Source organism: Anabaena sp. FACHB-595, assembly GCF_048568275.1.
In the GTDB taxonomy this organism is placed as follows: Bacteria; Cyanobacteriota; Cyanobacteriia; order Cyanobacteriales; family Nostocaceae; genus Trichormus.
In genome coordinates this window covers 5,299,491-5,320,543 of sequence record NZ_CP183473.1, presented here as the reverse complement: position 1 = coordinate 5,320,543, position 21,053 = coordinate 5,299,491, and the positions used below count along the sequence as shown (strand labels likewise).

The following is a 21,053-nucleotide window of genomic DNA, read 5'->3' as shown; positions in this document are numbered from 1 at the left end:
ACCATTTATAAAGTAAATCTTTAGACGACTAGACGACGTAGCATAATACGAGTCATAACGGCATATATGGCAGCCTCACTCATTTCTGGGAGACGCTCATAATCCTTACTGAGACGACGGTACTGGTTTAACCAGCCAAATGTTCTTTCTACTACCCACCGTTTGGGCAAAACCTGAAATTCTTGATTAGTACGCCGGATTACCTCAACATGAGCTTGAATCATCAGCCAAACAGAGAGCGCAAATTTATCACCGTCATAGCCGGAATCAACCCAGATGACTTCAACTTTTTCCAGTAATTCTGGACGCTCTTCTAACAGTTCCATCAAAGTATAGGCGGCAAGTAATCTTTCTCCAGCATTTGCTTCACTTACAACCACTTTTAACAAAAGTCCCAGACTATCAACCAAAGTTTGCCGCTTTCGTCCTTTTACCTTCTTGCCACCATCAAAACCGTACACATCCCCCTTTTTTCAGTCGTTTTTACCGACTGGCTGTCTGCCGCGATCGCCGTGGGTTGAGTTGACTTCCCCATTTTTTGACGAACTTGATCGCGCAAAGTATGATTCATTTGCTCCCAGATACCTCGTTTTTGCCATTTACGATAGTAGCTGTAAACAGTTGAACTAGGAGGAAAATCCCCTGGAAGCATATCCCACTGACAACCTGTTTTCAGATGGTAGTAGATAGCGTTGCATACTTCTCGCATATCAGTTGTTCGGGGATGCCCACCGCATTTAGCGGGTGGAATCAAAGGAGCTAAAATTGCCCATTCTGAGTCATTAAGGTCTGTAGAATAAGACTTTCGTCTCATTGTTTCCTATGTAAATACACTCTACAAACAGTATCTTATCGCTGCCTTTTTATCTGATGGCTCTCCTTTAGATTTACTTTATAAATAGCCTCTAAAGGGAAAATTAAAGTTATGCCTCAATTGGGTATAGATGAAACTTTATTTACACCTCAAGCACAACTAGAATTAGCGGCTAAGTTAGGTATTCAAGCAAATGAATTTGTGATTGGCTTCGTGGGGCGATTTGTACCAGAAAAGGGCTTACTCACACTTTTGCAAGCATCAACTAAGTTACCTCTAGATAAAACTTGGAAGTTACTATTATTAGGTCGTGGTTCCTTACAAGAAGAGTTAATGAAAATTGCCACAGACAATAATATTCAAGATAGAGTAATTTTCATAGAAAGTGTCCCTCATAATGAAGTTGTCAACTACATTAATTTAATGAGTACTTTGGTACTGCCTTCAGAAACGACTTATAACTTTAAGACCTTAACTTCTGTTGGTTGGAAAGAACAATTTGGTCATGTGTTAATTGAGGCGATGGCTTGTCAAGTTCCCGTAATTGGTTCTGATTCCGGCGAAATACCCCATGTCATTGGTGATGCTGGTTTAGTCTTTCCTGAAGGCAATGTTCAAGCGCTGGCAAATTGCTTATTGCAACTTATTGAACAACCAGATTTAACCAAAGAAATTGGTGAAAGGGGTTATCAAAAAGCTATGGTTAAATATACAAATAAAGCTTTAGCAAAAGAGCAATTTGAGTTTTATCAAGAATTGGTCAATGGTCAATAGTCAATGGTCAGTGGTCATTGGCAACTGACAACTGACAACTAAGAACTAACAACTGACAACTGACAACTAATGAAAATTTTACAAATTGTCCCATCTATTTCTTTGATTTATGGTGGCCCTAGTCAAATGGTATTGGGACTATCACCAGCGTTAGTAAAAGCAGGTGCAGAAGTTACAATCATTACCACTGATAGCAATGGTGATAGTGGTCAAAAACCTTTAGATGTGAATTTGAATGTTCCCATAAAACAAGATGGTTATGAAATAATATATTTTCGCTGTTCTCCATTTCGACGTTATAAATTTTCTTTAGACTTACTCAATTGGTTAAAAATTCATGCCCGTGAGTATGATATAGCCCATATCCATGCTTTATTTTCTCCTGTGAGTAGTGCTGCAGCTACTATATGTCGCCAACAAAAGTTACCATATGTTTTGCGCCCATTGGGTACTCTTGACCCGGCTGATTTACAGAAGAAAAAACAATTAAAAAAGCTGTATGTCGAAATTATCGAACGGCGTAATTTATCTGGTGCAGCAGCAATTCATTTTACTAGCGAACAAGAGGCGAAAGTATCAGCTAGATTTGGAGTGGCGACGCATGATTTAGTGATTCCGTTGGGTGTTATTCCCCCACAGAAAAAAGCAGACAATAGCTTAATTAGTCAATTAGGTATTCCAGAGAATATACCGTTAATATTATTTATGTCGCGGATAGACCCAAAAAAAGGGTTAAATTTACTAATACCTGCATTAGAGAAGCTATTAGCAATCGGGAATAACTTTCATTTTGTCTTAGCGGGAACAAACCCCCAAGACCCAGATTATGAACAGCAAATAAAAGACCAAATTAGTAATTCATCACTGCGATCACACTCTACCATCACAGGCTTTGTCACTGGTGAGTTAAAAGCTAGTTTACTACAAGCGGCTGATTTATTTGTCCTACCTTCATACTATGAAAACTTTGGTATTGCGGTCGCCGAAGCAATGGTAGCAGGTGTACCTGTAATTATTTCCGACCAAGTACATATTTGGCAACAGGTGCGTGATAGTGAATCCGGCTGGGTAGGGACAACAGAGGTAGAATCACTGGTAGAACTATTACAACAAGCACTCCAAAATCCCCAAGAATGCCAACGTCGGGGACTAAACGCCCAAAATTACGCCTTACAAAATTTTAGCTGGGATGCGATCGCAGGGCAAATTATCCAAGCCTACCAAACAATCATGAACCTATGCCACTAATACCAAATTGTAGTAATCTATTTTTTGCTTTGAGTTGGGTGTATCTTTATGTTTAAGTCCCATTAGTCGACCGTCAGCAATCAACACTCACCTGTCTACTACGAATTACCGACATCTTGTAAAGTGCCGCAATGCTTACAGTGTGGTAAATGCTTGTAAGTTAAGTTGTGACAATTTTGACATTCAATATACTGATAATAACCACAGTGTGGACAATAGGCATCATTAGCTCTAATTTTTTTCGCACACTTCACACACCGTGATTTTTGAATTCTATTAACTGCTTGTAGTTTAGGATTAAGAACAATTTTCTGGAAAAACTTGATAATCCCAAAACCAATCAAGGGAATCAATAATATATAAACATAGCTGACCAGGAACAGTAAACTACCAAAAACAGCACTAATAACATCAAAGAAAAATTGAAATATTGCCCCTACTTGTAAAAATTCAAATATTTTTAGAACTAAAGGGATAAAAAATATCACTAATAAATGCCAGCTAATCAGAGCAATGAGTCCGTAACCCCGACGCTGAGAAAATTGATGAACTAATAAAGCTGCGAATATCAGTGGTAACAAAAACAGAGATTGAAAAGCAAGTTGAATACTGGGATACCAAAAAGATGCTTGTTTATAACCTTGCTCAACCGTGGCAAATTCTCCCCTATTTTGCAGAAAGGCAATAAAACTTTTACTTTCTGTTTGAGTCAATAGTTGATTTTTAAGATTAGATATTTCCTTTTCCAACTGAGAAATTCTAACATTATTTTTATCTAACTCCTGTTTAGCTTTTTCTGCTGGGACTTGATTAATCGATTGGCCAGGAGCTTGTCCGGCAAGTTTGTCTAAGAGTGTAGAGTCATACTGGGCGCGAATCCGGTTATTAGATTGTTTAAGATTACTTATTTGTGCTTGTCGCTGGTCAATTCCTTTGATGGCTTGCTGATTTTGAGGAGTTTTGATTTTATCGATGTATTCTCCATACTGCAAGCAAGTAGAAGAAACCTTACCCAGACGGTCTACCTCATTTTGTTGATAAGTTTGTTTTTGACTGGGTAGATTACTAATATTATCTAGCAGCGATTGTCTAATAATTTCATAATCTTTATCTTTATTAGTTTGTGTGCGATAAGTCTGCCATTGGAAATAACATGGATAAGCTTGTGAAGGGCTGAGATGCCATCTACTAATATCATCTAAACCTGTAAAAACATTAACTAAGATAAAAATATCAATCAAAATAATGACAATCAAACTCACTCTATTCAGAGGTTCATTGTTGATTTTTCTTGACTTACTAAAAAATTGATTGACAAGACGGCGGATTCTGGCAAACATATTGGCTGTTGATGAATATTCAAATTAAACAACTGTTATAGCAAGCTAGTTTGATTCTCCATAGCGTAGTCTCCCCTATATTTATGCCTCAATGTTGGGGTAGACAGTGCCAGCCCTTTTAGGGTTGTGATGGACAATTTCTTACGTAAATGTTCAAAAGCAAACAGGAACCCTATATTAACCGTTAAGTAGAGTTACACAGTTGTGTTTGTAATTATACTTAGCATAGGAAGTACCAAAGTTTTTAGTAGTTGAGCAAAGCAAAATTGTTATGAGAGGATGGAAGGGTGGGGAATTCATGACCTCTACTGATAACATGACTTTAAGAAAAAAACTAACTACCTTTTAAATCAGTCTGTTAAGTTGTGTAATTTTTCTTAAAATCTATCAAGTGAGAATGCGAGGCAATGAAGATTGGACGATAACTATCAAACTTACCTAAATCGGGTAGCAAGACTGACGCTACCAGAAGCATTGAGATCCCAAGCCCAGCATATTCAGGAATCATATAAGTTTCAGCCTTCTTCGGGATCTAGGCAAGCAGTACCTTTTCCTGGGTACACCATAATTACTCCATCGGCGGCAGAAGATTCGGAAAATTCTGGTTTTTATACTCAGGTACAAGCTTATCAAGAAGAACTGTTACAGTTACCTATCAACAATGGTTTGATAGTTCCTGTACCTCCCGCAAGCTTCCATTTGACTTTGGCCGATTTGATTTGGGACAGTGCTTACTGTGATGCCTGTGAAAAAAATCCTGACTTTGAGCAACAATTACGCTCTTGTATAGGTGATACATTACAGCAATATCAAGAATCTCTAACATCAGGGAGTAATCCGATTTATTGGCAGATGTTGGGATTGATTCTCATGCCCAGGGCTGTTGCTGTTTGTTTAGTACCGAAAGATGAACGTTGTTATGAACAGGTCATTAAATTCCGCCGCACAATTTACCAGAATCCCAAATTAATAGCCTTGGGTATCGAGCAACATTATCATCTTACTGCTCATATAACATTAGGTTATTTTGGGGAGGTTTCATCAGATTTAGATAGAACAAAATTTAGTGATACACTATCTGAGTTGAGTCAAAAATGGCTGTTAAATACGCCAGAATTTCTGATTAGCCGTGTAGAATTGCGAAAATTTGACGATATGACACGCTATTATCGTCAGCCAGACTGGCCAAGCTTGAATTTTTAATTTTGCTTTGAGCATGAGACTTTGAGAAAAACGTTCACGGTCTTGGGCGCGTCATTAGTTCTTCATCAATAGTCAATCATTATGCAATTAACAAAATCCTCATCCCCTTGTTGGTGAGGATTTTTCTTATTAAACTAAAAACAACAAATATGCAGCTATACTAACTAGCTAATACATATTAGATCATAAGATTGATAATTGATTTTTAAAATATATGTAGGTGGTTAGTTAATGGTTACTCAAGACTTGCTTGGTATGTTATCTTCACCTTATTTAATCTAAAAATACTTAATTTTTTTGTAAAAATCAAATCATATTCCTATATGAGAGTATACTAATTTTTTATTCACCACTTACGAATACGAGCAAAGATGAGCCATCATTGCATCAAAATAGGCATCTCTATCATTTTAGGCGTAGGTGCAATAACTGGCATTGAGCATCCTAGCAACGCTGAAATTATTCAAGATAGTACACTACCTAACAATACTAATGTTACTGTTACTATCGGTAAAGAGAATGATACTACATTCTTCATTGACGGCGGAACAGCAATAGGCAGCAATCTATTTCATAGTTTTAGCAAATTTTCCTTACTCAAGAGTCAAAATGCTTACTTTAATAGTACTGAAAATATTCAAAATATCTTTAGTCGGGTTACTGGTGGAGAAGTATCAAAGATTGATGGTTTAATCACAGCTAGAAGTAGAGTTAATCTATTTCTCATTAATCCCAATGGCATTATTTTCGGGACTAATGCTCAGTTAAATATTCAAGGTTCTTTTGTTGCTAGTACTGCTGATAGTGTCAGATTTGCTGAGGGTGGAGAGTTTATCACTAAACCTTCAAGTGTTACACCCTTACTCAATGTCACAACTCCTATTGGTTTGCAATATGGAGCTAATTCTGGCAGCATTCAGTTACAAGGAGAATCAATATATCAGCCTAGTACGCTACAAGTTCAAGGCAGTCAAACTTTAGCGTTAATTGGTGGCAATGTTATTTTAGGAAACGCTAATCTTAGCACTATAAAGTCGGAAGGCAGGATAGAAATAGGTGGTGTCTCATCAGCAGCCTTAGTAGGTATTGAATCAGTCAGTTCAGGCTTCTTGTTTAAATTTGACAAGACATCTGAATTGGGCGATATTCGACTATATTCAGGCACTAATATTAATAGTTTAGGCGACCTTAATCTTACTGGGAAAAATATTGTCATTCAAGATGCGTCCTTGAATGTGTTTAATAATCTAACAGTCAATGCCCAGGAGAGGGTTGAGTTAACGGGTAGAAGTGCAATTGATACTGGAGTTCCCTATAATTCGCCAGGAAATCACGTTATTAATACTCGTAATTTATTACTAAACAATCAATCTTTTATTAGTATAAATAACGGTAATTTGGAGGTAAATGCTTCAGATTCGGTGCAACTGACAAGTGATATCAAAGGTGTTCCCAGTCGCATCTATGCCACAGCTTCAGATGGTGACGTATCCAGTGGGAATTTAACAATTAATACGGGGTATTTATTAGTCGATAATGGTTCACAAATTATTACTAATTCTTCTACTGCATTTTCCGGCATTATTCCTCGTAATGTGCAGACAAAAGCTAGTTTAACTATTAATGCCTCAGATTCAGTAACTTTGCGGGGTAATTCATTTGACGAAATATATCCTAGCGGTGTGTTTACTCAAACTGATGGTGATGGCAAGACTGGAGACCTGACAATTAATACTCGTGTGTTACGAATTGAAGATGGGGCGCAGGTAATTGCCAGAAATTTGAGTGTCGGTAAAAGCGGAAACTTGACTGTAAATGCTACTGATAAGGTGGGAATAATTGGTACTTCTCCTAAGGGTACAATTCCTGGGAACTGGCCTAATGATTCAGAGCTAGATGAGCAAGTACCTAGAACTGCCGGTCCCTTAAAAGAGTTGTTGATAACAGGTGTATTACGCAGAGATAGTTTACCTAGTGGTATATTTACTGACTCAGTTTCTTCCGGTGATGCTGGCATGATCACGATTAACACTGGTGAGTTAACAGCACAAAATGGAGGGCGAATTAGTGCTGATACTTTTTCAGCAGGTCAAGGCGGAGATTTAATGATCAATGCTACTGATAAGGTGGAATTGATTGGTACTGCTGTTAATGGGGTTGCTAGTGGTTTGTTCACGAGATCTGGTTCTTCAGCTACAGGAAATGCGGGATCTTTGACAATTGTCACTGGTAATTTATTAGTAAAAGATGGGGCGCAAGTCAGTGTTAGTACTTTTGGTACGGCTCAGGGTGGTAATTTATTTGTGCAGGCTGCTGAGGGGATAAAACTAATTGGTGTTTCTCGGAGGAATATTGCCAGTGGCTTGTTTGCTCAAGCTAATCGTTATGCAACAGGAGATGCTGGTAGTTTAAAGATTGATACCTCCACATTAGTGGTACGTGATGGCGCACAAGTTAGTGCTAGCACTTTCGGGGCAGGTAAAGGTGGAGATTTGTTTGTCCAAGCTTCTGATATCAAACTAATCGGTACTGCTGCTGATGCTTCGTTCTCTAGTGGCTTGTTTACTGTAGCGACGGCAAACTCTACTGGTAGCGCTGGTAAACTCACAGTGAACGCGGATCTATTGGATGTTCAGCAGGGAGGTGGGATAGCAGTGCAGAGTAGTGGTAAGGGGAGTGCAGGCAACTTAAATATTAATGCTCGTAGAATCAGATTGGATGATCAAGCTTTTATCAGTGCTGATACTCGTGATAATGGAAGTGACCCTAAGCGATCGCAAGCAAATATCAATCTGCGATCGCACAATCTCATTCTATCTCGTGGCAGTAACATCACCACTAACGCCACAGGGAATAATGTCATTGGCGGCAATATAGACATTGATACTAACACTCTAGTTGCTATTCAAAATAGTGATATTAGTGCTAATTCTGCTGATTTTCGTGGTGGTCGAATCAACATTAATGCTCAAAATATTTTTGGCACCAAATTTCGCAATCAACGTACCCCTAATAGCGATATTACTGCTACTGGCGCTAACCCTGAGTTAAGCGGTGCGGTGGAAATTACTACCCCTGATGTAGACCCTAGTCAAAGTTTAAGCCAACTCCCATCAGAGGCGGTTGATGTGTCTAATCAAATTTCTCAACAATGCCGGATTGATGAGGCGACGGCACAGAGACAAAATCAATTTATTATTACTGGACGAGGTGGTATACCGATAAATCCCTATGAAATCTTCGATAACAGTGCGGTAATTACGGATTGGGTAACTATTAATGATGTCAATAGTGTTGCTCACAAAGAAACTGATTTCGCCAAAGAGGAAAACACTACTGCTGATACTATTGTTGAGGCTCAAGGCTGGGTTTATGATGCCCAAGGAAATTTGGTTTTGACTGCCGAAGCAACTAAAATAACGCACCACAGTTTAGGTTTGACAACCGATTTCTGCCGGATAAATAAGGGATAGAAAAAAGAGTCGATTTGGGAACAAGTCATGTTTCAATACGTCTGCAATCGGTTAGTCGATTAGTGAAGAGAAGACAAAAAAGGCGATCGCTATAACTTGATTTGATACGTTGGCTAATTAACAGGCTTGTTCACGTAAATCCTATGAGATAGCCAAAGTATAAAAACTTTTCCTGACCCTACAAGTGTGGGGAAAAATAATTCTCTCGTTAAATAATTTTGCTTTTTCCTATATATAAACTTTTAACAATACTTTGCTGTCTCAGGCTGAAGCCCTGGGAATGGATACAAACAGGGAAAGACAATGCTTCATGAGATTACTAGTAGAACACAAAATCTATGAATTTTCCGTAAACTTGTTTCATTAAGTGTTTTTACATAAACATGGTATGATATGACTGATTAAGCATATATATCAGGGAATATCTTTGGTGAATAACAACTTACTTATCAATCAACAAACTCACTAGTATTCCTTAGTTATATTTTAGGAAAAAATTGCCGATCATCGGTAATTTAGCACCAATTAGGTGTTCATTACAACTAAAAAATCTTTTGAGTGCTTTGGAGTTTAAGTGTTGATAGTCTTTTAGCTCAGTTTTTTTAAAGTCACTTTGTCTTTAGGTCTTTAAACAAATAAAAGAGCATGAGTTGTATGTATTGAAGGTGCTTTCATCAATCAAAGGATTCAAAATCGTGTACTGTATTCTGTTCTGTGTATGGGTTAAACCCAAATAGTACACTTTATAAAAAGTTCGTTAGTTGATATCAACTGATGAGTAAATCCACCAAAAATTTGTTTCCTGATAGTCAACAGAACACATGAATATTGTTAAGTAGAATACAGTGTTAATGGTGCATAAGCACTGGTATAATCTGCTTTCGACAGTCTTTTTTATAAAAGTTTGTATATATGACAATGGACTCTTTACAAGGTTTTGAAGAAGTAGATATTCACAAATACGTAGAAGTTCTTCAACGACGTTGGTTAGCTGTAGTAGGAATTTTTGGACTATCGCTGACCCTTGGGTGTGTGTATGCCTTTTCACAAAAGCCTTCATACAAAGCAGAAGGAAGTGTGATGATTAAAACTAATCGTACTTCCTCACTCACTGGTTTACCACAGGACATTGGTCGCTTAGAACCATTGAATGTGAACGACAACCCCTTGGAAACTCAAGTGAGAATTATTGGCTCAAATCCAGTACTTCAGCAAACAATTAAAGCACTTAACCTTAAAGATCAAAATGGCAAACCACTATCAATTAGAATTTTCGCCAAACAACTAAAGATAGAAGGAATCAAAGGCACAGATGTTGTGCAGCTTTCTTATAAGAGTAATGATCCTGCACTGGCTGCCAAAGTTGTCAATAAAGTTATTGACAATTATATCGCCCTAAATATTAAAGCCAATCAAGACGAAGCACTAACAGCTAAACAAGTCCTCATCGCGGAAATACCTAAAGCTGAGACAAGCGTCAAAAAAGCCGAATCAGAACTGCGAATATTTAAAGAAATCAATAAAATCATTGCTCTAGAACAGGAAGCAACCGTAGCAGTTGATACTGTTTCCAAACTGAGCAACCGCATATCTGAAGCACAAGCACAACTCAACGACGTTAAGGGTCGCTTAGAACAGTTACGCACACAAGCTCAGGTTGACTCACAACAAGGTGTTATCGCCTCTGAATTGAGTCAAGCGCCGGGAGTCCAAAAAGTGCTAGCCGAACTCCAAGAAGCAGAAAGTAAATTGGCAGTTGAACGTACTCGCTTTGAAGCTGAACACCCTGCAATTACTAGCTTAGAAGAAAAAATTGTAGTTTTGAAGAACTTGCTCAAAGATCGCACAGGACAAGTAGCAGGTACAGCGCAAGTTACCCAGGGAAGCTTACAGGTTGGGCAATTGAAGCAAAGCCTCATAGCAGATATTACTCGTGCCGAGTCACAACGGGTTGGTTTAGAAAGACAAATCAGTACACTCTTGCAACAACGAGAGGCGTACATTAAACGAGCCAACTATTTACCAAAACTCGAACAGAATCAACGAGAGTTAGAACGGAAGCTACAAGCAGCACAAGGAACCTACGAAACCCTCCTGAAAAAACGCCAAGAAATTGACATTGCCCAAAACCAAAAAATTCCTAATGCGCGGGTTATTTCCTATGCCTTAATTCCCGATTTCCCAGAGGGGCCGCGCAAAATTCTATTTATTATTGGCGGCGGAGTAGCTGGTATTTTCTTAGGTATCATTGCCGCCTTCAGTATAGACTTGATCGACCGCTCAGTTAAGACTGTTAAAGAAGCTAAAGAAGTCTTGAGATATACCGTTTTAGGAGTCATCCCCACATTAGGTAGAAACGGTAAAGACGATACACCCATACCAGGACTTGATAGAGCTGTTCCCAAAATCATTGGTAGAGATATCCCTTACTTTCCTCTAGGTGACGCATATCAGATACTACAAGTTAATTTAAAGTTCCTCTGTTCCGATAAACCACTCAAAAGTATTGTAGTCACCAGTTCCGTCCCTAAAGAAGGCAAGTCAGAAGTATCGGCAAATTTAGCTGTAACTATGGCTCAGGCGGGTCGTCGGGTGTTGTTGGTAGATGCAGATATGCGCCACCCCATACAACATCATATTTGGGATCTATCTAATGCGATCGGGTTAACCAATGTCTTGATTGGTCAAGTTACTTTAGATGAAGCAGTACAAGAAGTAATGCCAAATTTAGAGGTACTTCCGTGCGGAATTCTACCACCTAATCCTGTAGCCATGTTAGATTCTCAACGCATGGCCACATTGATGAGTAACTTTGCTAGGGATTACGACTTTATTATCTTTGATACACCACCCCTAACAGGCATAGCAGATGCGGCTGTGTTAAGTACCCTGACTGATGGCATTTTATTAGTTGTTCGTCCAGGGGTAGTTGATTTTAATAGTGCTAATGCGGCTAAAGAATTTTTAACTCAGTCTGGTCAAAAGGTTTTAGGCATAGTCATCAATGGAGTGAATATTAAAAATGAACCGAACGGTTACATTTATTCCTCAAAATACAGACAACTTGAACCAGATTCACTATCTAGTAGCTTGAGCAAGTTGTCTAGAAAAAGTTGATGTAATGTAGGGATATTGCAGAGTATTTTTGAGGCGATTATTTCCATTCGCATTTTTACAAGAATATCAAAAGTAAATTATGGGAATAATCGCTTGCAACTGAATACAGCATAATAAAAGTCTTTTTGTGAGTTCAGAAAAATTGGTTTTTATCAACCAACGTTCTTGTTTTTTGTTCCCTTTTCAGACCCTTTCCTATGGATACAAAAAAAATCAAAACGTCTTGCTTAATTAATAATTATAATTACGCAGCATTTCTGTCAGAAGCAGTTGCTAGTACTTTACGGCAGACAGTTAAATTTGATGAAATTATTATTGTTGATGACGCATCTACAGATAACTCTGCTGAAGTGATCGCTAAATTTGCTCAACAAGCAGATATTAAATATATATTAAAAGAAAAAAATCAAGGTCAATTATCCTCATTCAATGAAGCTTTTTTAAATGCCTCTGGAGACATCATCTTTTTTTTAGATGCTGATGATGCTTATGAACCTGAGTATTTAGAAACTGTTCTGAATTTTTATAATAGACGTAGCGAATGTGATTTTGTATTTTGTGCCTATAAAAAATTTGGAGCAGTAGAAGGCACATTTCAAGATTATGAAATAGATGTAGATTTGGGTTACTCAGTCATTAGAACTTTATGTAATGGCGAATGGATTGGCTCTATAACTTCAACATTGTCAATGCGTAGAGACATCCTGAGGAAAGTTTTACCTATTCCCAATACAGAAGATTGGCGCGTTAGGGCTGATGATTGTTTGGTGTGGGGAGCTTCTTTAGTGGGGGCGAAGAAATTTTATTTATCTCAACCTTTAGTAAGGTACAGAATACATCAAAACAACCAATTTCATAACAGTAAATTTGTAAATACAGATAAAGATTACGAATATAAGAGATTTTGGAAGCGCAATTCATTATTTAATTACATCCTGCAAAAAAATAATTTAGAGTTACCTTTTTTATTAGCTTTTACATCGCTGAATGAGCTAAAAACAATACCATGTCCTAATAATCAAGATTTTATATCGTATTTAAAAATAATATTTCTGTTTGAGAAGAATGTGTATTGGAAAATTAAGGGCATATTTTTATTATTTAATTATCTTGGCAAATTTTTGCTGAATGGAAAACTACAAATAAGGTAAATATTAATCAAATAAAACACAGATTATTTTCTTTAAATATGATGAATTTTGACAAATAGAAAAAAATATAGTTAAAATGCTAAGTAAATTGAGGCTGTCAAACTTATCTAAATTAAAATCTCATTCTCGGTTACGTGCCATCATTGCTAATGCTGGTTGGTTATTTGCCGATCGCATCTTGCGTATGGGTGCAAGCCTGGTGGTGGGAGTGTGGATAGCCCGCTATTTAGGGGTGCAACAGTATGGTCTATTTAACTATGCACTAGCCTTTGTTACTTTATTTACTCCTGTTTTGACTTTAGGTCTAGATGAAATAGTGGTTCGCCATGTAGTGCGTGAATCATCAAATAAAGAGGAAATTTTAGGAACCACATTTTGGCTAAAACTTTTAGGAGGAATTGCCTCTGTATTATTAGCAGTTGGTATTACGATATTCTTGGGTGAACGCGAATTTTTGAAGATATCGTTAGTGGCTATTTTAGCAATAGCGGGAATTTTTAGGGCTGCGGATACTATTGAGCTATGGTTCCAGTCGCAGGTGCAGTCAAAATATGCTGTTATTGCTAAAAATATAGCTTTTTTATTAAATACTCTGATCAAAGTAGCCCTGATTTTAACAAAAGCACCATTATTAGCATTTGCTTGGGTAACCTTGGCCGAATTTGCCATGAATGCAGTTGGTTTAGCTATTGTTTACCAGTATAAAGGCTTTTCATTTTTGTCATGGCGTTGGAATTTTCAGGTTGCTAAAACACTCCTCAAAGAGAGTTTACCTTTAATTTTTTCTGGCTTTGCCATCATGATTTTTATGAAAATTGACCAGATCATGTTGGGTCAAATGATTGGGGATAAGGAGGTAGGAATTTATTCTGCGGCTGTGCGGCTATCAGAAATTTGGTACTTTATCCCCGGAGCGATTGTCCCCTCTGTAGCTCCATCAATTTATGCAGCGAAGGATCAGTCAGATAAAGTTTACTATCAGCGTCTAGGACAATTGTTTCGGCTGCTAACTTGTATAGCTGTAGCGATCGCTGTGCCAATGACTTTCCTTTCTGACAAGATAGTTATGGTGTTATTTGGTAATGGATACGCAGGTGCTGGCGCAATACTCGCCGTACATATTTGGACTTCTATATTTGTATTCCTTGGTTTTGCGTCATCACCTTGGTTTATTGCCGAAGGGTTAAATCATGTAACTCTAGGTAAGACTGTATTTGGGGCTATATTGAACATTATTCTCAACTTCTTGCTGATTCCCCAATATTCAGGACTTGGTGCGGCGATCGCCACAATTATATCCCAAGCTGCGGCAGCTTTCCTTTGCAATGCTTTCGATAGAAGAACACAAAAAATATTTAAGATTCAATTGCAGTCACTTCTGCTGTTCTATAAATATTAGCCTGTTTAAAACTAACTAAAATACTAACTAATACTAAAAATGGAAACACCAGTAACTTTCATTATTTTTAAACGCCCACAAACAACAGAAAAAGTTTTCCAGGCGATTCGACAAGTCAAACCAAAAAAACTTTTTGTCATTGCGGATGGCCCCCGAACTGACCGCCCAGGTGAGGCGGAAAAGTGCGAAGCAAGCAGAGCTATTATTGACAGAGTAGATTGGGAATGCGAAGTTATCAAAAATTATGCGGATACTAATTTAGGTTGTGCAACGAGAGTTTCTAGTGGTTTAGATTGGGTATTTAGTAAAGTAGAACAGACAATCATTTTGGAAGATGATTGCATACCACATAATAGCTTTTTCCGATTCAGTGAAGAGTTACTAGAAAAATACCAAAACGATACTAGAATCTCTAGTATTTCTGCACAAAACGTCCAAGCTGGGCAACCACGCACAAATTATAGTTACTACTTCTCTCGCTATAGCCACTGTTGGGGTTGGGCAACATGGAAACGTGCTTGGCAACATTATGATTTAAACATCAAACTCTGGCAAGAAGTTCAAGCACAAAATCTTCTACATGACATTCTGCTCGACTCCAAAGCAGTCAATTATTGGCGTAGAACCTTTCAAACTATTTACGACAATCCTACAGGCATCACTTGGGATTACCAATGGACTTTTGCTTGTTGGATGCAGGGTAGTTTAAGTATTACACCCAACGTTAATTTAGTTGCTAATGTGGGCGTTGGTGCTGATGCAACTCATTTTACATCTGATAAAGAATTTTCTTTTATCAATCTACCGACCCAATCAATGGAATTTCCCTTAAAGCATCCACCATATATTATCCGCAACGTAGAGGCGGATACTTTTACACAAAAAATAGTTTATAAAGCAACGACTTTAGACATTTTTAAAGAGGAATTGAAGAAAAAAATTAATTATTCAAAATCCCATAAATAATTTTTCATAATTATTACAACTAGTAGAATCACACCATGAATGTAAAGCTACCAGAAAAAATATTAACTATATTACTATTATTAATTGCTGTAGGCGCATTAACAATACATCCTGCACAAGAAATTTCAACCTCCCCTTTGGGCGGTGACAAGCTAGATACTCTATTTAATATAGTTTCATATTTAATTCTCTTCTTCTTTATCATCTCTTACTGGAAAGGTTTTTTATATGTCATTACCAAAGAGCCTTTACAGTTCATTTTATTAGGAATAGTTATATTGTCTCTTTTGTGGTCTGAAGATATCAGGACTGCTCTGAACTATACAAGAGGGCTAATCAGAATATATTTATTAGCAATATATTTAGCAATGCGCTATTCCATAAGAGAGCAAATGAGACTCATAGCTTTAGCTCTTGGTGTAGCCACATTATTATCTCTGTTTTTCTCTGCATTCCTGCCAGATTATATTCACAAAGCGCCTGAATTAGCAGGAATGTGGAGTGGAATTTATGGACATAAAAATGAACTAGGATACATGATGGCCTGGAGTGCAGGAATTTTTCTGCATCTAGCTTTGAGTAATTATCAATATACTTGGTTGAGGTGGATATTATGTAGTACAGCTACATCCCTCATTATCCTTTCCCGATCTACAACATCTTTGACAATTTTATTAACAATAATCCTGCTTTTACCTTTTTACAGATTTTTCAAAAAAACCAATTATAAATTACAAGTTATCATGATTGGTTTAGCCTTAATACTACTCACACTTTCTACAATATTACTGATGACTAATATTGAAAATATAGTGGGTACTTCAGGTAAAGATTTAACTTTTAATGGGCGTGTTGACCTCTGGGAACCAATAATTTCCAAGGTTTGGGAAAGACCTTGGTTCGGTTATGGATATTATGGGTTTTGGAATAGCTCTGAAGCGGCTAATGTTAGAGCGACCTACGAATGGGCGAGTAATTCCCATAATGGTTTCTTGGAAATGTTATTAGACATAGGATTTTTAGGCTTCTTGGTATTTGCAGCCGGATTTATACGATTTTTTGTCCTAGCACTAGGTCGAATTATTTCAGTAGCCAAAAAGCCAGAGGATTATTGGCCGATGCAAATGTTAATTATCATTGTTATCGTCAATTTTTCCGAAGCTAGATTACTAACTCCTAGTTGGAATTGGTTAATGTATATCACAACTTCCTTATCCTTAGGTCTTAGCTATCAGCGAATACGTATGGGTATCAAAGAAGAGCTTATATAGTCAAATAAATTTAGGAGAACAAATTATGTCACAGGCTTTCTTAGCGAGCGAAAATGAACAGATTAAAGATTATTATGAAGAGAATGGTTATGTAGTTGTAAAAAATGCTGTATCCCTTGAAAAAATAACAGATTTTATCAACAAGTATGAGAATTTTAAGATATCAAAAAACTATTACTTTCGATCTCAAGATACTAACAGGGCAGAAAAACTTGCCATCAACGAAAAGGGATTCATAGAGCGTTCTATTCTCAATCCATTAGAGTTAGTATACCAAAAAGATTTTTGTCGTTCATCGTCAAATATTATTTGTGCAGATTCTGTTTCTCAGATATTAAGAACACTCACAGGTAAACAGAAACACACCATCTGGCAAACAATGTTTTTTGACAAATCAACTGGCACTGTAGCCCACCAAGATCATTACTATTTAGATAGTGATCCCCCTGGTAACTTAATTGCGTGTTGGTATGCCCTTGAAGATATTCAAGAGGATGCAGGCGCTTTTTTTGTAGTTCCCAAGAGTCATAAGGGTTCTGTAATACCCAGAAAAACAGATGTTCCCTTGTTTAGTGATCATGAAGAATACGCCAAAAACATTCAAAAATTAATCAATGAGCAAAGTTATCCAATACAGCCAATGCTGCTGGAAAAAGGTTCAGTCCTCTTTTGGCATCCTTATCTCATTCATGGTGCTTTTCAAAATACTAACCCAAAGTATTCTCGAAAATCTTTTACTGCACACTTTCTACCAGAAGGATATAGTCGATTAGGCATTTCCAGGGTGAAACCTACTGTAATTTCTACTAATCCGAATATCCTTTCTTGGAAGAAGAACTTGCTGCATCATGCAGAAGCCAGTATTAGACATTGGCGTTATTGGCTACAGGTTAACTTAAGACCAAAGTCTCAACGTCCCTATCTAGAAATGCGTTCATCAGAATACTTAGATATCAAATAGTTACTGAAATATTTACAAAAACCTAATGAAAAAATATTGCAATGAATGTTTTACTAATTAATAAATCTGATATTGATGGTGGTGCAGCTCGTGCAGCCTATAGATTGCATTGTGGACTAAGAAATATTGGGATCAAGTCGCAGATGCTGGTGCAAGAGAAACTGACTAATGACAAAACAGTAATTGCACCCGAAATTAGACTATTTCAAGGAATTGCTAGAGCAAAACTGACATTTGAAACCTTACCATTAAAGTTTTATCCTCGGCGCAGTAATAACCCATATTCGGTTCAGTGGTTGCCTGACACTGTAGCTTCTAAAGTGGCAAAAATCGCTCCTGATATTATCCATTTGCACTGGATTCGAGGAGGATTTATGCAAATAGAAACAGTCGCAAAGCTGAAACAACCTCTAGTTTGGACTATTCATGACACAGGGGATTTTACTGGAGGATGTCACGTTATTGGAGAGTGCGATCGCTATCAATTTTCCTGCGGAGCTTGTCCTCAACTCAATAGTGATCATGAACAAGACATATCACGTTGGATATGGCAACGTAAAGCCAAAGCTTGGAAAAATCTGAATATCACTTTGGTTTCACCCAGTCGTTGGTTAGCAGAGTGCGCTCGCTCTAGTCCTTTGTTCCAAAATCTTCCCATAGAAGTGATTCCTCACGGACTAGATACGCAAAAATACCGTCCCATCAGTCAACATTCTGCGCGGGAGATACTCAATCTACCCCAAGATAAAAAACTGGTACTGTTTGGAGCGATACAAGCAACCAGTGATAGAAATAAAGGGTTTCATCTTTTGCAGCCAGCTTTACAACAATTAAGCCAGTCTGCTTGGCGAGATAACTTAGAAATAGTCATTTTTGGCGCATCCCAACCCGAAAAACCCATTGATTTAGGCTTCAAAACCCACTATTTAGGACACTTGCACGATGATATATCGTTAGCAACAGTCTACTCAGCAGCAGATGTAATGTTAGTACCATCTCTGCAAGAGTCTTTTGGACAGACAGCCTCTGAATCACTCGCTTGTGGTACTCCGGTTGTGGCATTTAATGCCACTGGCTTAAAAGATATTATTGACCATCAGCAAAACGGCTATTTGGCTAAACCTTATGAAGCCGAAGATTTTGCTCAAGGAATTAATTGGGTACTGGAAAATGAGCAGAGACTGCAAAAACTGTCATTTTACGCCAGAGAAAAAGCTGAACGAGAATTTACTTTAGAGCTGCAAGCTCGCCGCTATTCAGCCCTTTTTCAGGAAATATTACATAACAAAAATTAGTTTTTACTGGATCATAAATTTTACAAGTAATTATTATGTCAATACCTTTAGCTTTTATAATTTGTACAGAACCTGGTCGATTAGAAGCCCAATCTTTAATGCTGGCTACCAGTATTCGTAAGTTCTGTGGCAATTTAAAAGACACACCTATATATAGTTTTCATCCTAGAGTTGGTGAGCCAATATCCCAGCAAACCCAAGCAGCTTTTGCAGCATTACAGGTCATTCACCAACAAATTCCAATTAACCAAGAATTTCATGAGTACTATTTAGCAAATAAACCCTTAGTTTGTGCCTATGCAGAACAGAACATTGATGCAGAAATATTAGTTTTTCTCGATAGTGATAAATGCTTGTTTGCTGAACCAACAGAATTTTTACTGCCGAAAAATTGTAACGTGCGGGTGCGTCCTGAGTATGGTCAAGGAATCGGCTCGACAGGTTCACAAGACCCTCAAGAATGGTACTGGCAGAAATTATATCAAGTGCTGGGTGTTAAGCGTGAGATATTTGTTAACACGCCCATCGGGAATAAAAGAATTAGAGCCTATTGGAATTCTGGTTTAGTTGCTGTGAGAAGAAGTGCAGGTATATTTACAGCTTGGAAAGAAAATTTTACAAAAGTAATGCACCTTGACATCACTCCTCCTCAAGGAATTTACTTCGTTGAACAGTCTGTCTTGTCTGTGACACTATGTGCCTTAGCAGATAATGTAGAACATTTCTCTCTTAACTACAGTTATCCTTTACCTTTACATAATCGCTTATCACCAGAACTACGGTTGCAGAAATGGGATGACATTACATCCATTCATTATTTCAATTTATTTTTTTATAACGACTGGAATATACAGATTAGAAAATTGAAAAAATTCAATATTAATTCTAATAAATATAAGTGGTTATCTCAAGAAGTTATCAGGCTCAATATGCCTCGTACATCAGTGTTACATAGATATATGTTAGCAATTAGAAGAATAGAGCAAAAACTACAAAAATTCAATATAAAAATTAATTTGAGTAGTTTGATAGAGAAGACAGCCAAATTTTGAAAATCAAATCTGCAAAAATAACGAAAAGTTTTCTATTTTTAAAGATTGTTTTCAAAAAAATTATATGAGGTAAATGAGATGAAGCAGCCAACCCTAGCGGTAATTATGACTTGCCACAACCGGCGTAATACCACTCTTGCTTGTTTACAAGCTCTATATCAACAAAAAAATCATTTTGATGTTTATTTAACTGATGATGGTAGTACTGATGGTACAGCAGAGTTTATTAAAGCAGAATATCCAGATGTAAAAATTTTTCAGGGTGATGGCAATTTATTTTGGGTTGGGGGAATGCACCTGGCCTTTGGAGAAGCTATCAAAAATCAGTATGATTACTACCTGTGGTTGAATGATGACACATTTCTCGAAGCTGATGCTTTAGAGAAGTTATTGCAGGTTCATGAGAATTTAGCGGTAGAAGGTTATGGGCAATCAATTGTAGTTGGTTCCACTCAAGACCCGATTACGAAGCAAGCCACTTATGGCGGAGCAGTTAAATCGAAAAAGTGGTACTCTAATAAATTTGAATTTTTAGAACCAACTTCAGATGTACAAAAATGTGATGCTATGTATGGCAACTGTGTTCTCATTCCTCACAGTGTCACCCTAAAAGTTGGTAATATTGATACTGCTTTTATTCATAGTTTGGGAGATTTAGATTACGCTCTCAGAGCGCGTAATCTAGGTTGTCATGTATGGGTAGCACCCGGATATATAGGCACTTGTAATAAAAATTCCGTCCGTAATAGCTGGGTGGATACAAAACTTCCTGTATTAGAACGTTTGCGAAAAATCCTACAAATTAAAGGATTTCCGTTGAAACCCTGGACTACATTTTGTAGCAGACACTCTGGGCCATTCTGGATATTTTATTGGTTTTTGCCTTATATCAGAGCAATCATTGGTTACAAGAATTTGGCAACTTCTCCCACATTCTCCGAAGACCCAAAAGAAACGAAACCAGAAGTTTAATTATTCTTGTAGCGGTA

The 21,053-nt window shown here is 37.4% G+C and carries 14 protein-coding genes and 1 pseudogene; 13 read left to right on the top strand and 2 right to left on the bottom strand.

Features of this window, described 5'->3' with window-relative positions; genetic code table 11:
- Nucleotides 1-20 precede the first annotated feature (20 nt).
- Nucleotides 21-814 (bottom strand): IS5 family transposase gene (locus ACN222_RS22165; protein WP_096637171.1). Its coding sequence is split into 2 segments (ribosomal slippage): nucleotides 21-475 and nucleotides 475-814, totalling 795 coding nucleotides; the frame shifts between segments, so codons are not numbered across the junction.
- 93 nt (nucleotides 815-907) lie between these two features.
- On the opposite strand from ACN222_RS22165, the pseudogene ACN222_RS22160 reads away from it, so the two are divergent.
- Both ACN222_RS22160 and hpsP read left to right on the top strand, forming a co-directional pair.
- Nucleotides 908-1,588: pseudogene (locus ACN222_RS22160) on the top strand (glycosyltransferase); the annotation flags it as partial.
- 69 nt (nucleotides 1,589-1,657) lie between these two features.
- Nucleotides 1,658-2,836, top strand: coding sequence for a hormogonium polysaccharide biosynthesis glycosyltransferase HpsP (hpsP, locus tag ACN222_RS22155; protein WP_010998571.1), 1,179 nt, complete (start codon nucleotides 1,658-1,660; stop codon nucleotides 2,834-2,836).
- 98 nt (nucleotides 2,837-2,934) lie between these two features.
- Here the strand turns inward: hpsP and ACN222_RS22150 are convergent, their stop codons facing one another.
- The gene (locus ACN222_RS22150) at nucleotides 2,935-4,176 is read right to left on the bottom strand and encodes a hypothetical protein (RefSeq protein ID WP_010998570.1); all 1,242 of its coding nucleotides are present in this window, start codon (nucleotides 4,174-4,176) and stop codon (nucleotides 2,935-2,937) included.
- 414 nt (nucleotides 4,177-4,590) lie between these two features.
- On the opposite strand from ACN222_RS22150, the gene ACN222_RS22145 reads away from it, so the two are divergent.
- The 11 genes from ACN222_RS22145 to ACN222_RS22095 all read left to right on the top strand — a co-directional run bounded on the left by ACN222_RS22145 (nucleotide 4,591) and on the right by ACN222_RS22095 (nucleotide 21,036).
- Complete coding sequence (locus tag ACN222_RS22145; protein ID WP_044522184.1) at nucleotides 4,591-5,379, top strand: DUF1868 domain-containing protein; 789 nt, start codon at nucleotides 4,591-4,593, stop codon at nucleotides 5,377-5,379.
- A 371-nt stretch (nucleotides 5,380-5,750) separates the two neighbouring features.
- The gene (locus tag ACN222_RS22140) at nucleotides 5,751-8,852 is read left to right on the top strand and encodes a filamentous hemagglutinin N-terminal domain-containing protein (RefSeq protein WP_010998568.1); all 3,102 of its coding nucleotides are present in this window, start codon (nucleotides 5,751-5,753) and stop codon (nucleotides 8,850-8,852) included.
- Nucleotides 8,853-9,764: 912 nt separating this feature from the next.
- Complete coding sequence (locus ACN222_RS22135; RefSeq protein WP_010998567.1) at nucleotides 9,765-11,969, top strand: GumC family protein; 2,205 nt, start codon at nucleotides 9,765-9,767, stop codon at nucleotides 11,967-11,969.
- A gap of 197 nt (nucleotides 11,970-12,166) precedes the next feature.
- Nucleotides 12,167-13,120, top strand: coding sequence for a glycosyltransferase family 2 protein (locus tag ACN222_RS22130; protein ID WP_010998566.1), 954 nt, complete (start codon nucleotides 12,167-12,169; stop codon nucleotides 13,118-13,120).
- 76 nt (nucleotides 13,121-13,196) lie between these two features.
- Complete coding sequence (locus tag ACN222_RS22125) at nucleotides 13,197-14,519, top strand: flippase (protein WP_010998565.1); 1,323 nt, start codon at nucleotides 13,197-13,199, stop codon at nucleotides 14,517-14,519.
- A gap of 39 nt (nucleotides 14,520-14,558) precedes the next feature.
- Nucleotides 14,559-15,485, top strand: coding sequence for a hypothetical protein (locus tag ACN222_RS22120; protein ID WP_010998564.1), 927 nt, complete (start codon nucleotides 14,559-14,561; stop codon nucleotides 15,483-15,485).
- Between the two features lie 35 nt (nucleotides 15,486-15,520).
- Nucleotides 15,521-16,756, top strand: coding sequence for an O-antigen ligase family protein (locus ACN222_RS22115; RefSeq protein WP_010998563.1), 1,236 nt, complete (start codon nucleotides 15,521-15,523; stop codon nucleotides 16,754-16,756).
- A 25-nt stretch (nucleotides 16,757-16,781) separates the two neighbouring features.
- Entirely contained in the window at nucleotides 16,782-17,717 is a 936-nt protein-coding gene (locus ACN222_RS22110; protein ID WP_010998562.1) for a phytanoyl-CoA dioxygenase family protein, read from the top strand.
- Between the two features lie 41 nt (nucleotides 17,718-17,758).
- Nucleotides 17,759-19,012: a glycosyltransferase family 4 protein gene (locus ACN222_RS22105; protein ID WP_010998561.1), complete on the top strand. Its 1,254-nt coding sequence runs from the start codon at nucleotides 17,759-17,761 to the stop codon at nucleotides 19,010-19,012.
- Between the two features lie 35 nt (nucleotides 19,013-19,047).
- A complete protein-coding gene (locus tag ACN222_RS22100; protein ID WP_010998560.1) occupies nucleotides 19,048-20,064 on the top strand; it encodes a hypothetical protein in 1,017 nt (338 codons plus the stop codon).
- Nucleotides 20,065-20,142: 78 nt separating this feature from the next.
- Nucleotides 20,143-21,036, top strand: a complete 894-nt coding sequence (locus tag ACN222_RS22095) for a glycosyltransferase family 2 protein (RefSeq protein WP_010998559.1) — start codon at nucleotides 20,143-20,145, stop codon at nucleotides 21,034-21,036.
- Nucleotides 21,037-21,053: the final 17 nt, after the last annotated feature.

Bases quoted from the DNA above. Each gene is read 5' to 3' on its own strand.
- hpsP (WP_010998571.1), top strand. From the start codon at position 1,658: ATGAAAATTTTACAAATTGTCCCATCTATTTCTTTGATTTATGGTGGC.
- ACN222_RS22150 (WP_010998570.1), bottom strand. From the start codon at position 4,176: ATGTTTGCCAGAATCCGCCGTCTTGTCAATCAATTTTTTAGTAAGTCA.
- ACN222_RS22140 (WP_010998568.1), top strand. From the start codon at position 5,751: ATGAGCCATCATTGCATCAAAATAGGCATCTCTATCATTTTAGGCGTA.
- ACN222_RS22135 (WP_010998567.1), top strand. From the start codon at position 9,765: ATGACAATGGACTCTTTACAAGGTTTTGAAGAAGTAGATATTCACAAA.
- ACN222_RS22130 (WP_010998566.1), top strand. From the start codon at position 12,167: ATGGATACAAAAAAAATCAAAACGTCTTGCTTAATTAATAATTATAAT.
- ACN222_RS22125 (WP_010998565.1), top strand. From the start codon at position 13,197: ATGCTAAGTAAATTGAGGCTGTCAAACTTATCTAAATTAAAATCTCAT.
- ACN222_RS22120 (WP_010998564.1), top strand. From the start codon at position 14,559: ATGGAAACACCAGTAACTTTCATTATTTTTAAACGCCCACAAACAACA.
- ACN222_RS22115 (WP_010998563.1), top strand. From the start codon at position 15,521: ATGAATGTAAAGCTACCAGAAAAAATATTAACTATATTACTATTATTA.
- ACN222_RS22110 (WP_010998562.1), top strand. From the start codon at position 16,782: ATGTCACAGGCTTTCTTAGCGAGCGAAAATGAACAGATTAAAGATTAT.
- ACN222_RS22105 (WP_010998561.1), top strand. From the start codon at position 17,759: ATGAATGTTTTACTAATTAATAAATCTGATATTGATGGTGGTGCAGCT.
- ACN222_RS22100 (WP_010998560.1), top strand. From the start codon at position 19,048: ATGTCAATACCTTTAGCTTTTATAATTTGTACAGAACCTGGTCGATTA.
- ACN222_RS22095 (WP_010998559.1), top strand. From the start codon at position 20,143: ATGAAGCAGCCAACCCTAGCGGTAATTATGACTTGCCACAACCGGCGT.